Source organism: Pseudomonas sp. ok266 (genome assembly GCF_900110195.1).
Classification (GTDB): domain Bacteria; phylum Pseudomonadota; class Gammaproteobacteria; order Pseudomonadales; family Pseudomonadaceae; genus Aquipseudomonas; species Aquipseudomonas neuropathica.
The window spans coordinates 267203-281094 of the sequence record NZ_FOCU01000009.1; the positions used below are offsets into that span (position 1 = coordinate 267203).

The 13892-nt window shown below is 60.3% G+C and carries 12 protein-coding genes; 1 reads left to right on the forward strand and 11 read right to left on the reverse strand.

Going from position 1 to position 13892, the window contains the following annotated elements:
- Positions 1–13 precede the first annotated feature (13 nt).
- The 3 genes from BMY54_RS18765 to rluC are packed head-to-tail and all read right to left on the reverse strand — an operon-like array spanning position 14 to position 2636.
- Entirely contained in the window at positions 14–1003 is a 990-nt protein-coding gene (locus BMY54_RS18765; RefSeq protein WP_093435437.1) for a S49 family peptidase, read from the reverse strand.
- Positions 1004–1027: 24 nt separating this feature from the next.
- A complete protein-coding gene (locus BMY54_RS18770; RefSeq protein ID WP_093435439.1) occupies positions 1028–1690 on the reverse strand; it encodes an HAD-IA family hydrolase in 663 nt (220 codons plus the stop codon).
- Positions 1677–2636 carry a 23S rRNA pseudouridine(955/2504/2580) synthase RluC gene (rluC, locus tag BMY54_RS18775; protein ID WP_038364486.1) on the reverse strand — a complete coding sequence of 320 codons (960 nt, stop codon included), beginning with the start codon at positions 2634–2636 and terminating at the stop codon, positions 1677–1679. The genes BMY54_RS18770 and rluC overlap by 14 nt, the downstream gene beginning before the upstream one ends.
- Positions 2637–3335: 699 nt before the next feature.
- Here rluC and rne point away from each other — a divergent pair.
- The gene (gene rne / locus BMY54_RS18785) at positions 3336–6575 is read left to right on the forward strand and encodes a ribonuclease E (protein WP_093435441.1); all 3240 of its coding nucleotides are present in this window, start codon (positions 3336–3338) and stop codon (positions 6573–6575) included.
- A gap of 267 nt (positions 6576–6842) precedes the next feature.
- Here the strand turns inward: rne and BMY54_RS18790 are convergent, their stop codons facing one another.
- The 8 genes from BMY54_RS18790 to BMY54_RS18825 all read right to left on the reverse strand — a co-directional run bounded on the left by BMY54_RS18790 (position 6843) and on the right by BMY54_RS18825 (position 13876).
- Entirely contained in the window at positions 6843–7439 is a 597-nt protein-coding gene (locus BMY54_RS18790) for a nucleotidyltransferase family protein (RefSeq protein ID WP_093435444.1), read from the reverse strand.
- On the reverse strand, positions 7436–8416 hold the full coding sequence (locus BMY54_RS18795; protein WP_093435446.1) for an XdhC family protein: 981 nt from the start codon (positions 8414–8416) through the stop codon (positions 7436–7438). The genes BMY54_RS18790 and BMY54_RS18795 overlap by 4 nt, the downstream gene beginning before the upstream one ends.
- Entirely contained in the window at positions 8416–10737 is a 2322-nt protein-coding gene (locus BMY54_RS18800) for a xanthine dehydrogenase family protein molybdopterin-binding subunit (protein WP_093435449.1), read from the reverse strand. Before BMY54_RS18800 ends, BMY54_RS18795 begins: the two co-directional genes overlap by 1 nt.
- A complete protein-coding gene (locus BMY54_RS18805) occupies positions 10734–11204 on the reverse strand; it encodes a (2Fe-2S)-binding protein (RefSeq protein ID WP_008086294.1) in 471 nt (156 codons plus the stop codon). The genes BMY54_RS18800 and BMY54_RS18805 overlap by 4 nt, the downstream gene beginning before the upstream one ends.
- A gap of 245 nt (positions 11205–11449) precedes the next feature.
- A complete protein-coding gene (gene murB / locus BMY54_RS18810; RefSeq protein ID WP_093435451.1) occupies positions 11450–12469 on the reverse strand; it encodes a UDP-N-acetylmuramate dehydrogenase in 1020 nt (339 codons plus the stop codon).
- Positions 12466–12930, reverse strand: coding sequence for a low molecular weight protein-tyrosine-phosphatase (locus BMY54_RS18815; protein ID WP_093435454.1), 465 nt, complete (start codon positions 12928–12930; stop codon positions 12466–12468). The genes murB and BMY54_RS18815 overlap by 4 nt, the downstream gene beginning before the upstream one ends.
- Positions 12930–13694: a 3-deoxy-manno-octulosonate cytidylyltransferase gene (kdsB, locus tag BMY54_RS18820; protein ID WP_093435457.1), complete on the reverse strand. Its 765-nt coding sequence runs from the start codon at positions 13692–13694 to the stop codon at positions 12930–12932. Before kdsB ends, BMY54_RS18815 begins: the two co-directional genes overlap by 1 nt.
- A complete protein-coding gene (locus BMY54_RS18825) occupies positions 13691–13876 on the reverse strand; it encodes a Trm112 family protein (protein ID WP_003174668.1) in 186 nt (61 codons plus the stop codon). Before BMY54_RS18825 ends, kdsB begins: the two co-directional genes overlap by 4 nt.
- Positions 13877–13892 lie beyond the last annotated feature (16 nt).

The following is a 13892-nucleotide window of genomic DNA, read 5'->3' on the forward strand; positions in this document are numbered from 1 at the left end:
CAGCTGCAACTTCTTAACGCAATGAAGGCCCGTGGAAACCCATCCACATCGCCAACTGCTCAGCCACGCTGGCACCCAGCTTCTTCGAGAAGCGATCGAACGGCGACTCCTGAACAGTGAAGTCGACCAGCTCTTTCTCGCCAATCACATCACGCGCCACCGAACTGGTATTGCCCAGACCATCGATCAAGCCCAGCGGCAGCGCTTGCTCACCCGACCAGACCAGCCCGGAGAACAGCTCCGGATGCTCTTTGTCTTTCAGACGATCGCCACGGCCCTGCTTGACGCTGTTGATGAACTGCTTGTGCGTGGTGTCCAGCACCGTTTGCCAGAACGCCGTTTCATCAGACTTCTGCGGCTGGAACGGGTCAAGGAACGACTTATGCTCGCCCGAGGTGTACGTGCGACGCTCGACACCCAGTTTCTCCATGGTGCCGACAAAGCCGTAACCGGCCGCCGTCACACCAATCGAGCCAACCAGACTCGCCTTGTCGGCATAGATCTGATCCGCCGCACTGGCAATGTAATAAGCACCGGAGGCGCCCAGATCGGAAATCACCGCGTAAAGCTTGATCTCCGGATGCAGACCGCGCAGACGCTTGATCTCGTCATACACATAACCCGATTGCACCGGACTGCCGCCAGGACTGTTGATGCGCAGGATCACGCCTTTGACCTTCTTGTCCTCGAACGCCGCCCGCAGGCTGCCAACAATGTTGTCGGCACTGGCGGGCTCTTTGTCGGCGATCATGCCGGTGACGTCGATCAACGCGGTGTAGTTCGGCCCGCGCGTGGCGCTCTTTTCCATGTCCATCAGCGGCGTGAACAGGATCAGCGCCACAAACAGATAAACAAACGTCAGCAGCTTGAAGAAAATCCCCCAACGCCGCGAACGACGCTGTTCCTGAACACCAGCCAGCAGAGTCTTTTCCAACAGCTTCCAGCTTTTTTCGTCACCGCCGTCGGCACTTGCCTTGGCCGGTGCTTTCCATTCGTCGGTCATGCCATCCACCCCAGCAAAAACGTATTAGGCCTGCTTCCCCAGCCAGGCATGCAATTCGGAAAAACGGTCGATCGACAGACGTGGCTCGAATTGTTGCAGCGATTCGATCGATTGCGCGCCATAACTGACCGCGACCGAATCCATCCCCGCATTACGCGCCATCAACAGATCGAAGGACGAATCGCCGACCATCAAGGCCTGCTCCGGGCGCACACCACAATGAGCAAGGATCTGCTCCAGCATCAGAGGGTGCGGCTTGCTCGCAGTTTCATCGGCAGCGCGGGTGATATCGAAATAATCTTCCCAGCCATTAGCCTTGAGCACTCGATCCAGTCCGCGACGATTCTTGCCGGTCGCCACCGCGAGGTGATAACCCTGCTCGCGAAAGGACACCATCGACTCGACTACGCCTTCGAACAACGGCGAAGGCACAGCTTCTGCGGCGATGTAGTGATCGGCGTAATACTCGCGAAACGCGGTCATTTCGGCGTCACTGATCTCGGGATACAGCGTGCGAATCGCCTCGGGCAAGCCCAGACCGATAATGCCTTTGACAGCAAAGTCGTCGCGCAACTCGAAACCGGAGCGCCCGGACGCCGAATGCATGGCTTCGACAATCCGATGAATGGAATCGGCCAGGGTGCCGTCCCAATCGAAAATCAGCAGTTTGTAATCAGATGGGCGCACTCAATCGCTCCACGGTCTTGGCCCACATTTCATCGACCGGCGCCTGCAAGGTCAGCTTGCCGCCATCGGGCAGCGGCACGGTCAGCATGTAGGCGTGCAGGAACAGGCGCTTGCCGCCCAGATCACGGATTTCCTTGGTGAAATCCTCATCGCCATACTTGCTGTCGCCAGCAATGCAATGACCGGCATGCAAGGTATGCACGCGAATCTGGTGGGTGCGACCGGTCACCGGTTTAGCCTCGACCATGGTGGCAAAATCACCGAAACGGCGCAGCACCTTGAACATTGTCAGGGCTTCTTTACCTTCTTCGTTGACTTCAACCATGCGCTCGCCGGAACGCAGATTGCTCTTGAGCAATGGCGCGCTGACTTTCTTGATCGAGGTCGCCCAGTTGCCGCGTACCAGCGCCATGTAGCGCTTGTCGACGCCATCGCCGCGCAATTGCTCGTGCAAGTGGCGGAGCATGCTGCGTTTTTTGGCGATCATCAGCAGGCCGGAGGTGTCACGGTCGAGACGGTGTACCAGCTCCAGCTCCTTGGCATCGGGACGCAACTGACGAAAGGCTTCGATCACACCGAAATTCAAGCCACTGCCACCGTGAACCGCAATGCCGGCGGGCTTGTTGATCACGATCAGGGCTTTGTCTTCGAAGACAATCGAGGCTTCCAGGCGCTGCAACAAGCCTTGGGCTAGTGGCACCGGCTCATCACGTTCAGGCACGCGAACCGGCGGCACGCGCACGATATCACCGGCCTGCAGCTTGTATTCGGGCTTGATCCGACCTTTGTTCACGCGCACTTCGCCTTTACGCAAAATGCGGTAAATCAAGGTCTTGGGCACGCCTTTGAGCCGGGCGAGGAGAAAGTTGTCGATTCGTTGGCCGGCATACTCCGGCGAGACTTCAAGCAATTGAACGCCTGGAGTCGAAGGGGCAGTAGTTGTCATGCCGCGGATGATAACAATTTTTATGGAATTGAAGCACTTAATCATTGCTGCTATAGTCGCGAACGCCGCCAAAAGCGGCCTGGACAGAGGAACCACGGTCAAAAACCGGCCCTGACCAACGCAATTCACCAGGACGCGAGGCCGTCCTACGGGGCTTTCGCTACGTAACGGTGGAGTTTTCAGTTGTAACAAGCGCAGGTGACATGAGGCCTGAATTACACCGTCGAGCAGAGTTTTTACTCGCCTGACAGGCACACATTCAAGGCCAGTTCACAAAGTGCAGTCAGCTGCAGATGACCCCGAGCGAATGCTTCGGAAACAACGCCTGAATTAGCCATGATGCGTGACCTCCCCTTTCGGAGCTCACGGTAAATGCCAACCCGCTGCGGATTCTGCGCGCGGCAGCACCCGAATTATCAGGGATACGTGTAGGGTGGAGATGCACAACCGCTGGACTGTGTAGCAATAGGCTTTATCAAGACGCTTCATCTCGTCCACAGCCGCTGGTTGATTCCTCCTCCTGACTGAGTGCTTAAGTAGCCACAGCAAGCAGGACGCGTACGTCGCTATATCGGCCCAATTGGCCGCATATCGCTGGACACGGGAATGGCCAACCACTCCCGACGCACCTGACACCGACCGTGAGAAGTCGTGTGTGCCGAACGCCGTTTCCGGCAGCCCGGAAACCGACGGTACTACATGAAAAGAATGCTGATTAACGCAACTCAACCCGAAGAGTTGCGTGTTGCACTGGTAGATGGCCAACGCCTCTACGACCTGGACATCGAATCCGGTGCACGCGAGCAGAAGAAGGCCAACATCTATAAAGGCCGCATCACTCGCATCGAACCAAGCCTTGAGGCTGCCTTTGTCGATTTTGGCTCCGAGCGCCACGGCTTCCTGCCCCTCAAAGAAATCTCCCGCGAATACTTCAAGAAAGCCCCTGAAGGCCGCGTCAACATCAAGGACGTCCTGAGCGAAGGCCAGGAAGTCATCGTTCAGGTCGAAAAAGAAGAACGTGGCAACAAGGGCGCAGCCCTGACCACCTTCATCAGCCTGGCCGGTCGTTACCTCGTGCTGATGCCGAACAACCCGCGTGCCGGCGGTATCTCCCGTCGCATCGAAGGCGAAGAGCGCAACGAACTGCGCGAAGCGCTGAACGGTCTGGTCGCACCAGCCGACATGGGTCTGATCGTGCGCACTGCCGGCCTTGGCCGCAGCAGCGAAGAAATGCAGTGGGACCTCGACTACCTGCTGCAACTGTGGACCGCCATCAAAGAAGCCTCGCTGGATCGCTCCGCGCCATTCCTGATCTACCAGGAAAGCAACGTGATCATCCGCGCCATCCGCGATTACCTGCGCCAGGACATCGGCGAAGTGCTGATCGACAGCGTTGAAGCCCAGGACGAAGCCCTGACCTTCATCCGCCAGGTGATGCCGCAGTACGCCAGCAAGATCAAGCTGTACGAAGACAGCGTACCGCTGTTCAACCGTTTCCAGATCGAAAGCCAGATCGAGACCGCTTTCCAGCGCGTCGTTGAACTGCCTTCCGGTGGTTCCATCGTTATCGATCCGACCGAAGCCCTGGTGTCGATCGACATCAACTCGGCGCGCGCCACCAAAGGCAGCGACATCGAAGAAACCGCTCTGCAGACCAACCTTGAAGCTGCCGAAGAAATCGCCCGTCAGTTGCGCCTGCGCGACATCGGCGGCCTGATCGTCATCGACTTCATCGACATGACCCCTGCCAAGAACCAGCGCGCCGTGGAAGAAAAAGTCCGCGAATGCCTGGAAGCCGACCGCGCTCGCGTGCAGATCGGCCGCATCTCGCGCTTCGGCCTGCTGGAAATGTCCCGTCAGCGCCTGCGTCCATCGCTGGGCGAAAGCAGCGGCATCGTTTGCCCGCGTTGCAACGGCACCGGCATCATCCGTGACGTTGAATCGCTGTCGCTGGCGATCCTGCGCCTGATCGAAGAAGAAGCCCTGAAAGACCGCACCGCCGAAGTGCGCGCCCAGGTGCCGATCCCGGTCGCTGCGTTCCTGCTCAACGAAAAACGCAACTCGATCACCAAGATCGAACTGCGCACCCGTGCCCGCATCATCATTCTGCCGAACGACCACCTCGAAACCCCGCATTTCGAAGTTCAGCGTCTGCGTGACGACAGCCCGGAAGCCGCGACCAACCAGTCCAGCTACGAAATCGCTGCTGCCGCTGCTGAAGTCGAAGAAGTTCAGCCAGCCGCTGCGACCCGCACCCTGGTTCGCCAGGAAGCCGCGGTCAAGACTGCTCCGGCCCGTGCCAACGCTCCGGTTCCGACCGAAGTTGCCGCCCCGGCCGTTGCTGCACCAGCTCCAGTCGCTGCACCAGAGCCAAGCCTGTTCAAAGGCCTGGTGAAATCGCTGGTCAGCCTGTTCGCCACCAAAGAAGAGCCAGCCGCTCCGGTTGTGGTTGAAAAACCAGCCGCCGAACGTCCGGCCCGCAACGAAGAGCGTCGCAACGGTCGTCAGCAGAGCCGCAATCGTAATGGTCGCCGCGATGAAGAGCGCAAGCCACGCGAAGAACGTGCTCCACGTGAAGAACGTGCGCCACGCGAGCCGCGCGAAGAGCGCGCGCCACGTGAAACCCGTGAAGTCCGCGAACCACGTGAAGCTCGTACCGAAGCGCCAGTTGCCCGCGAAGAACGTGCACCACGCGCTCCGCGTGAAGAACGTGCACCACGTGCGCCGCGCGAAGACCGCAAGCCACGCGGCGAGCGTGAAGAGCGTGTGCGTGAACTGCGCGAGCCACTGGACGCCGTTCCAGCCGCTGTAGCTGACGTTGCCGTTACCGCTGAAGAACGCCCGACCCGTCAGCCACGTGAAGAACGCGCACCGCGTCCGCCACGTGAAGAGCGTCAACCGCGTGCCGAACAGGCCGCTGCTGCCGTCGCTGAAGAAGAAGTGAACACCAACGAAGAGCAACTGCCGGAAGACGGTTCGGAGAACGCCGAAGGCGATCGCCCACGTCGTCGTTCGCGCGGTCAGCGTCGTCGCAGCAACCGTCGTGAGCGTCAGCGTGATGCCAACGGCAACGTGATCGAAGGTTCGGAAGAATCCGAAGCCGGCGAAAACGCTGAAGCGCCAAGCACCGCCGATCTGGCTGCTGGCCTGGCTGTGACCGCCGCTGTTGCCAGCACCGTGATCAGTGCACCGGCTGAAGCTCAAGCCCACGAGCAAGCTGAACGCGCCACCGCGGCTGTTCAGGAAACCGCTCCAGTGGAAGCGCCGGTTGTTGAAGCGACTACTCCAGTAGAAGTGGTTGCTGCTCCGGAAGTCGAAGTGGCTCCAGTTCAAGAGACCCTGCCTCAGGTAGAGCCAGCGCCAGTTGTGGCTGCGGAGCCGGTGGTTGAAACCGTCGCAGAAACCGTAACCGAAACCGTGCGTGAAGTTCGCGAAGAGCAGACTGCCTTCAACTGGGTTGCCGAACCGACTGTTGCTGAAACCCCAGCGCCAGTGGTGGAAGCACCGGTTGTTGAAGCGCCAGTGTTTGAAACCCCGGTGTTTGAAGAACGTAAGGCTGCCGAACCAGCACCTGTCGTTGAAGCAGCGGTTGTCGAAGCACCCGTGGTGACCGAAGCGCCAGCCCCGGTGGTTGAAGCTCCAGCACCGGTCAGCGCTCTGACGCCAAGCGGCCGCGCGCCAAACGACCCACGTGAAGTGCGTCGTCGCAAGCGTGAAGAAGAGCGTCTGCAGAAGGAAGCCGAATTGGCTGCCGCTGCTGCGCCAGTCGCTGCCGAGCCAGCCGTGGTTGCTGAAGTGGTCGAGGCAGCTCCTGCCCCGGTGACTGAAGAAGCTGTGGTTGAGTCGGTGATTGCAGAAGCACCACGCTCCGTTCAGGACGCGGTCGAGCAGCACCAAGAGGCCGAGGAAAAAGAACACGAGCCTAAACCACTCGTGTAATTTCCAAAGCCAATAAAAAGCCCCGTCCGACTATTCAGGCGGGGTTTTTTTATGCCTCGATTTTTTGTGCTGGACTCTAGATCAACCCCCTCACCCCAGCCCTCTCCCCAAAGGGCGAGGGGAAAAGGGAGCCGATCTCCGTGTGTTTCAAGGCCGGAGTTCGACTCAAAGTTTCAGGTCGGTGTACCTCGAAAGAACACCTCGGTCAGTCCCCTCTCCCTCTGGGAGAGGGTTAGGGTGAGGGGCTCTCAGGAATTTACGCAGCTCTCAAGACGAAGTAAAAACCAAAGCCTCCGGCACATCGATATCCCACAACACCCCAGGATCATCCACCGTCACCTCAACCACCCTGCCCTGTTTGAACAATGGTCTGGCCCCTCGATCGCCACTCAACGCCTGCAACCCCGCACCAAACGACCGCCCAAACCCCACAGGATGACCAAACTCCCCTTCCTGCACCGGCACGCTCACTGCATCATCGGCAATGGCCGCGACCACCCGCTCAATACTCGACGGCAAGATAAACGGCATATCACCCAGCACAATCAACCAGCCATCTGCCTCAGGGCATGCCGCGACGCCAGCGGCAATGCTGTCACCCATCCCGGTCGATTCAATCGAGACCACGTCACAGCCATAGGCCTGCGCCATGCGCATCGCTTGCGGCCGCGCTTCAGTCGTCACCAGCACACGCTTGTCGAGACTGACCGGCAGATTCAACAGCACCTGCTCAATCACCGAACGCACCGCGCCATCACGCCCGGTGCAGTCCGCCAGCAACTTGTCCTTATCAGCACCTGCCACCTGGCGAAAACGACTACCCTCACCCGCCGCCAGCACAATCACTGCAATGGATCGACTCATGCGTCCTCCAAAGTTTTCTTCTGCTTCAACTCGACGCCGTTCTTGATCGCGACGATTTCCGCCAACAGGGACAAAGCAATTTCCGCTGGCGAATGACTGCCGATGTGCAAACCGATCGGCCCGTGCAGCCGATCGATCGCCTGCACCGACAAGCCTAGCTGAGCCAGATTCTCCCGACGCTTCCGGCTGTTAACCCGAGAGCCGAGAGCGCCGACATAGAAGGCCGGAGAATCCAGCGCCGTGAGCAGCGCCATGTCGTCCAGCCGCGGATCATGGGTCAACGCGACAATCGCCGTACGTTCGTCGGTCTGGATACTCAACACCGCCTCATCCGGCATGCCCGAGACGAAACGCCCGTGATGCTCTTCCCAGCCGTAGACGAATTCGCTGCGCGGATCGCAGATCAGTACTTCGAAATCCAGCAGGCGCGCCATATCCGCCACGTAGCGCGACAACTGCCCGGCGCCGATCAACAATAGACGCCAACGCGGGCCGTAGATTGCGCGCAGGGTTTTGCTGTCGAACTCCAGCGAGTCGGACTTGCTGGCCGGCGACAGAAGCACTTCACCGGTTTCAATGTTCAACTCACGGGCAACGATCTCGTGTGCTTCGCACCGCGCGAGCAACTCGGCAACCCACGTGGGATCGCCGATCCGTTCTTCAGTCAGGCGCAACGTGCCGCCACAAGGCAAGCCAAAGCGCGCCGCCTCCTCGCGTGTAACGCCATAGGTAATCAACTGCACCGGCGGCCCATCGCTGGCGATGCGGCCGTCGTGTAGGCGGGCGATCAAGTCATCCTCGACGCACCCGCCCGACACCGAACCGATCACCACGCCATCCTCACGCAAGGCGAGCATGGCACCGGGTGCCCGGGGCGCCGTGCCCCAGGTCTGCACTACGCTGAACAGCACCACCCGCTGTCCGGCGCGGCGCCATTCGAGGACGCTGCGCAGGACATTGAGGTCGACGCCGTCCATTACGCCTCTGCCTTCTGCCAGCCCTGCAACTGGTAACGCACCGGCAGGTTGCGAATACGCTTGCCGGTGGCGGCGAAGATCGCGTTACACAAGGCCGGGGCAATCGGCGGCACGCCCGGTTCGCCTACACCGCCCAACGGCACCTCGCCCGGCGGCGTCACCAGATGCACGGCAACTTCCTTCGGCGCCAGCGACATGCGCGCCACTTCGTACATGTGGAAGTTGTCCTGCTGGACCTTGCCGTCCTTGAAACTGATTTCACCCAGTACCGCGTTACCCAAGCCCATCACGCAAGCGCCTTCGAATTGCGAGCGGATGCGCTCAGGATTGATCTGCGGCCCGCAGTCCACAGCGATGTCAGCCTTATGCACGATCAGCGTACCGTCGTCCTTGACCTCGACTTCGATCACCGCCGCCACATACGTGACGAAGCTGTAATGTACCGCCAGACCCAGACCACGGCCCTTGGGCAGTTTGCGTCCCCAACCGGCAGCCTTCGCGGCAGTTTCCAGCACCGTGCGCATGCGTCCGGTGTCGATCGGATAACGCTTGGGAGACTCGCCATAGTTCCACTCTTCGCTCAAGGTGCGTGGATCGATCTGCCGATCCGGACCGAGCAGTTTGACCTGGTACTTGAGCGGATCCTCGCCAGCCTTGTGCGCCAGCTCATCGACGAAGCTCTGGATGGCAAAACCATGAGGAATGTTCGACACCGAGCGATACCAGCCAACCCGTGTGTGCACGGTCGCCTCGGGGTTTTCCAGGCGTACGTTGGGAATCGCGTAGGCCATGTTGGTGAAACCCATGCCCAGCTCGAAAGCCGCTTCATGGTTCATCCCCGGCGCGAACAGCGCGGTGATGCTCGGCGCCACGGTGCGATGCAACCAGCCGGACGGCATCCCGTCCTTGCCCACGCCAGCCTTCAGATACTCGGCGGACACGGTGTGGAAATACGAGTTGTGGATGTCATCTTCACGCGTCCACTGCACCCGTACGGCTTTGCCGGGGAACTCTTTGGCGAGAATCGCCGCTTCGACGACGAAATCCGGTTTCGACTTGCGACCAAAACCACCGCCAAGCAAGGTGACATTGAATGTGACATTGTCGAACGGCAGTCCAAGACGCTCGGCAATGCGCTCACGAGTGACTTGCGGCGCCTGACTCGGTGCCCACGCTTCGCAAACGCCGTCCTTGTAGCGAGCGATGGCAACCATTGGCTCCATCGGTGCCTGGGCCAGATGCGGCAGGTAGTAGGATGCTTCAAGCGTACTCGCAGCACCGCTCAGGGCCTTGTCGATATCGCCGGTGTTGCGCACCACTTTGCCGGGTTTCAGCGAGGCGGCTTCAAGCTCTTTGCGATAGGCGATCGAGTCATAGCTGGCGTTCGGGCCGTCATCCCATTCGATTTTCAACGCTTCACGGCCCTTGATCGCGGCCCAGGTATTGCTGGCGACCACGGCCACACCACCCAGTGGCTGAAACTCGGAAGGCAGCGGACGGCTTTCGATCTGCAGCACTTTGAGCACACCGGGGACTTTCAGCGCTGCGCTGTCATCCAGCGATTTGACCTTGCCGCCGTACACCGCCGGACGGGCGATAGTTGCGTACAACATGCCGTCGAAATGCACATCGGCGCCGTACACCGCACGACCGTTGACGATGTCTGCGCCATCGATGGCTTTCGTACCTTCCTTGCCGATGTAGCGAAACTCCGACGGCTGCTTGAGGCGCAGGCTGTCACGCGTCGGTACCGGCAACGCACTGGCTGCGGCGGCTAGCTCGCCATAGCCCAGCTCACGGCCAGACGGTTTGTGAATGACTTTGTGCAGTTGCGCGTGGCATTCACCGACCGGCACTTTCCACTGCGCAGCGGCGGCCTGTTCAAGCATGGTTCGCGCCGCCGCACCGCAACGCCGCATTGGTTCATACCAATGGCGCATGCTGCGCGAACCGTCGGTGTCCTGGTTGCCGAAGCGCACTTCATCACCCGGCGCCTGCTGCACTTTGACGCGCGCCCAATCGGCTTCCAGTTCATCAGCAACAACCATGGTCAGACTGGTGCGCACGCCCTGGCCCATCTCGGAACGGTTGCACACCACAGTGACCGTGCCGTCAGCGGCAATGCTGACGTAGACCTTCGGATCGTCGATCCAGCCATTGGGCATGCCATCGGCGCCGAATTGCTTCGGTTTGTCTTCAGCCAACGCATCCTGCCAACCCCAACTGGCGGCTAGCACCAGCGCGCCGGTGGCGCCGACGCCTTTGAGGAAACCGCGACGGCTGAGATTGCTCAGGGCGAAATCATTCGGAAGGCGACTCATGCCTTGGCCTCCTTCAAGTGAGTGGAAGCCTGCCGGATCGCAGTCTTGATCCGGTTGTAGGTGCCGCAGCGGCAAATGTTACCGACCATGGCTTCTTCGATCTGCTCGTCGCTCGGGTTCGGGTTGGTCTTGAGCAACGCGGTAGCCGACATGATCTGCCCGCCCTGACAGAATCCGCATTGCGCTACAGCGGTGTCGAGCCAGGCTTGCTGTACCACCTGCCCCACCGGGTCGGCGTGCAGGTTGTCGATGGTGGTGACGTTCTGGCCGATCACCGAACCGATCGGCGTGATGCAACTGCGCGCCGGCAAGCCGTCGATATGAATGGTGCAGGCGCCGCACAGCCCCATGCCGCAGCCGAACTTGGTGCCGTTATAACCGGCGACATCACGAATCGCCCACAACAGCGGCATGTCTTCGGTGACATCGAGAGGATGGTCTTGACCGTTGAGTTTCAGGGTAATCATGGGCACGCCCGCATATTTTTAGTGGTTATGGGGTCGAGCAATCTGCCGCCGTTGAATCGGCGGTGGTTCACGCAGATCGACTCAGGCTAATCAGGCTCTCTTGTGCCGACGCGAACGTCTGCACCGGGCCTTTGGTGGAGCAAATGACGGTTATCGTTAGCTCGCTAAGTTAACCCAGCGTTAATAAAAAAGCCCTGCACTTTTTATCAGTGCAGGGCTTTGGATGGCGCTTTGAAAGCGTAGCCTCAATAGCGATTAGGCTCCATCTCCAGGTCGACATTGAAACGTTCGGCAATGTCTTTCTGGATGCGTTGCGCCAGATCGAGCAGTTGCAGCCCGGTTGCCGCGCCGTAGTTGACCAGCACCAGCGCTTGCAATTTATGCACGCCGGCATCGGCTTCACGGAAACCTTTCCAGCCGGCGCGCTCGATCAGCCAGCCTGCCGCGAGCTTCATTTGTCCGTTCGGCTGCGTGTAGGCGACCACATCCGGATGCTGTTCCTTGATCCTCGCGACGATGGCCGCCGACACCAGCGGATTCTTGAAGAAGCTGCCGGCATTGCCGAGTACCGCCGGATCCGGCAGTTTTTCGCTGCGGATACTGCAAATCGCACGGCTGACGTCGGTAGGCGTCGGCTGCTCGATGCCCTGCTCGGTCAGGCGCTGACGCACCGGGCCGTATTCCAGATGCAAATGCGCAATGCGGTCGAGTGCAAAGCGCACGCGCAGAATCAGCCAACGCCCCGGCTGCTGCTTGAACAAGCTGTCGCGGTAGGCGAAGTTGCATTCTTCGAGGGTGAAATCGCGCAGCTCGCCGGTCTGGCGATCCAGCGCGGTGAGGCCGGCAAACACATCCTTGATCTCGACGCCGTAGGCACCGATGTTCTGCATCGGCGCAGCGCCAACCGTACCGGGAATAAGGCTGAGGTTTTCCAGCCCGGAGAATCCTTGCGCCAACGTGTGCTGCACAAACGGATGCCACGGCTCGCCCGCTTCCGCCTCGATCACCACACGGTTGCCGTCATCGCTGATCACGCGGATCCCGCGTGTCGCCATGCGCAGCACCAGCGCGGCAATGTCGGCGGTCAGCAGCAAGTTGCTGCCGCCGCCAATCACCAGCAACGGCATATCGTGTGCGGTGGCGTAGGCCAGCGCTTCACGGACATCGGCATCGCTGTGGGCTTCGGCGAACAGTTGCGCGCGCACATCCACGCCAAAACTGTTGAACGGTTTCAGGGAAACCTGCGGTTGCACCTGCAAACTCATAACCGGCCCTTCACTTCGATCAACAATTGGTCACAGGCTGCTTCGATCAGATCCAGCACTTGCTCGAAACCCTGATCGCCGTCGTAATACGGATCCGGCACTTCATCTACCACCCCGGCATAACGGCGCAAAAACAGGTCCAGCTCGGCTTTGCCGGTGGACGGCTGCAACGCTTTGAGGTTGCGCAGGTTGCTGTTGTCCATGGCCAGGATCAGGTCGTAACTGGCGAAATCGGCACGGCGGACCTGCTGCGCGCGTTGCGCCGACAGGTCATAGCCACGCACTTTGGCGGCGGCCTGGCTGCGCTTGTCCGGCGGGTTGCCGACGTGCCAGTCACCGGTGCCGGCGGAGGCCACTTCGACCTGATCCGCCAGCCCTGCTTCACGCAGTTTGTGACGCAATACGCCTTCGGCCGTGGGCGAACGGCAAATGTTGCCCAGGCACACAAACAGAACGCGCATCAGGCCTCCAGCAGGCGACGAACGCGCTCGAGGTCTTCGGCCGTGTCAACGCCAGTCGGCGGTGCGATCAGCGCGTCGGCGACATGAATCCGCACACCGTGCCACAGAGCACGCAGTTGCTCGAGGGATTCAGTGTTTTCCAGCCAGCATGGGCCCCAGCTCACAAAGTCCTGGAGGAAACCGGCGCGGTAGGCATAAATGCCTATGTGACGACGGTACGGCACGCCTTCGGGCAATTGCTCGCGACTCTTGGCAAACGCATCGCGCGCCCATGGCAAAGTCGCGCGGCTGAAGGTCAGCGCCAAACCGTTGAGATCACTGACGACCTTGACCACGTTCGGGTTGAACAGGGTTTCCACGTCTTCGATCGGCTCGGCCAGCGTGGCCATGCGCGCTTCGGTGTGGGCAGCCAGATTGGCGGCGACCTGATCGATCACGCTCGGCGGAATCAGCGGCTCGTCACCCTGCACGTTGACCACGATCGCGTCGGGTTCAAGACCCAGTTTCGCCGCGACTTCGGCCAGACGATCGGTGCCGGAATTGTGATCTTCACGGGTCAGTACCACTTCGGCACCAAAAGCCTTGCAGGCCTCGACGATGCGCGCATCGTCAGTCGCGACGACCACACGGCTGGCGCTGCTTTTGCTCGCCTGTTCCCAGACGTGCTGGATCATCGGCTTGCCGGCGATGTCGAGCAGCGGTTTGCCGGGCAGGCGGGTCGAGGCGAAACGCGACGGGATGACAACGGTGAAGGCAGTGGTCATTTATCCAGACGCTCGTCGGTGGTCAGAGTGCGGGCTTCGCTTTCGAGCATGACCGGGATGCCATCGCGGATCGGGTACGCCAGACCGGCGCCCTTGCTGATCAGTTCGGTCTTGTCGGCGCTGAGCTTGAGCGGGCCTTTGCAGATCGGGCACGCGAGGATATCGAGCAATTTGGTGTCCATGAACATTCCCTGAGTA

What these genes read in the sequence shown, in the direction of transcription:
- rluC (WP_038364486.1), bottom strand. Translation starts at nt 2,636, where the DNA reads ATGACAACTACTGCCCCTTCGACTCCAGGCGTTCAATTGCTTGAAGTC.
- BMY54_RS18790 (WP_093435444.1), bottom strand. Translation starts at nt 7,439, where the DNA reads ATGAGTCGATCCATTGCAGTGATTGTGCTGGCGGCGGGTGAGGGTAGT.
- BMY54_RS18825 (WP_003174668.1), bottom strand. Translation starts at nt 13,876, where the DNA reads ATGGACACCAAATTGCTCGATATCCTCGCGTGCCCGATCTGCAAAGGC.
- BMY54_RS18805 (WP_008086294.1), bottom strand. Translation starts at nt 11,204, where the DNA reads ATGATTACCCTGAAACTCAACGGTCAAGACCATCCTCTCGATGTCACC.
- BMY54_RS18795 (WP_093435446.1), bottom strand. Translation starts at nt 8,416, where the DNA reads ATGGACGGCGTCGACCTCAATGTCCTGCGCAGCGTCCTCGAATGGCGC.
- murB (WP_093435451.1), bottom strand. Translation starts at nt 12,469, where the DNA reads ATGAGTTTGCAGGTGCAACCGCAGGTTTCCCTGAAACCGTTCAACAGT.
- BMY54_RS18815 (WP_093435454.1), bottom strand. Translation starts at nt 12,930, where the DNA reads ATGCGCGTTCTGTTTGTGTGCCTGGGCAACATTTGCCGTTCGCCCACG.
- rne (WP_093435441.1), top strand. Translation starts at nt 3,336, where the DNA reads ATGAAAAGAATGCTGATTAACGCAACTCAACCCGAAGAGTTGCGTGTT.
- BMY54_RS18765 (WP_093435437.1), bottom strand. Translation starts at nt 1,003, where the DNA reads ATGACCGACGAATGGAAAGCACCGGCCAAGGCAAGTGCCGACGGCGGT.
- BMY54_RS18800 (WP_093435449.1), bottom strand. Translation starts at nt 10,737, where the DNA reads ATGAGTCGCCTTCCGAATGATTTCGCCCTGAGCAATCTCAGCCGTCGC.
- kdsB (WP_093435457.1), bottom strand. Translation starts at nt 13,694, where the DNA reads ATGACCACTGCCTTCACCGTTGTCATCCCGTCGCGTTTCGCCTCGACC.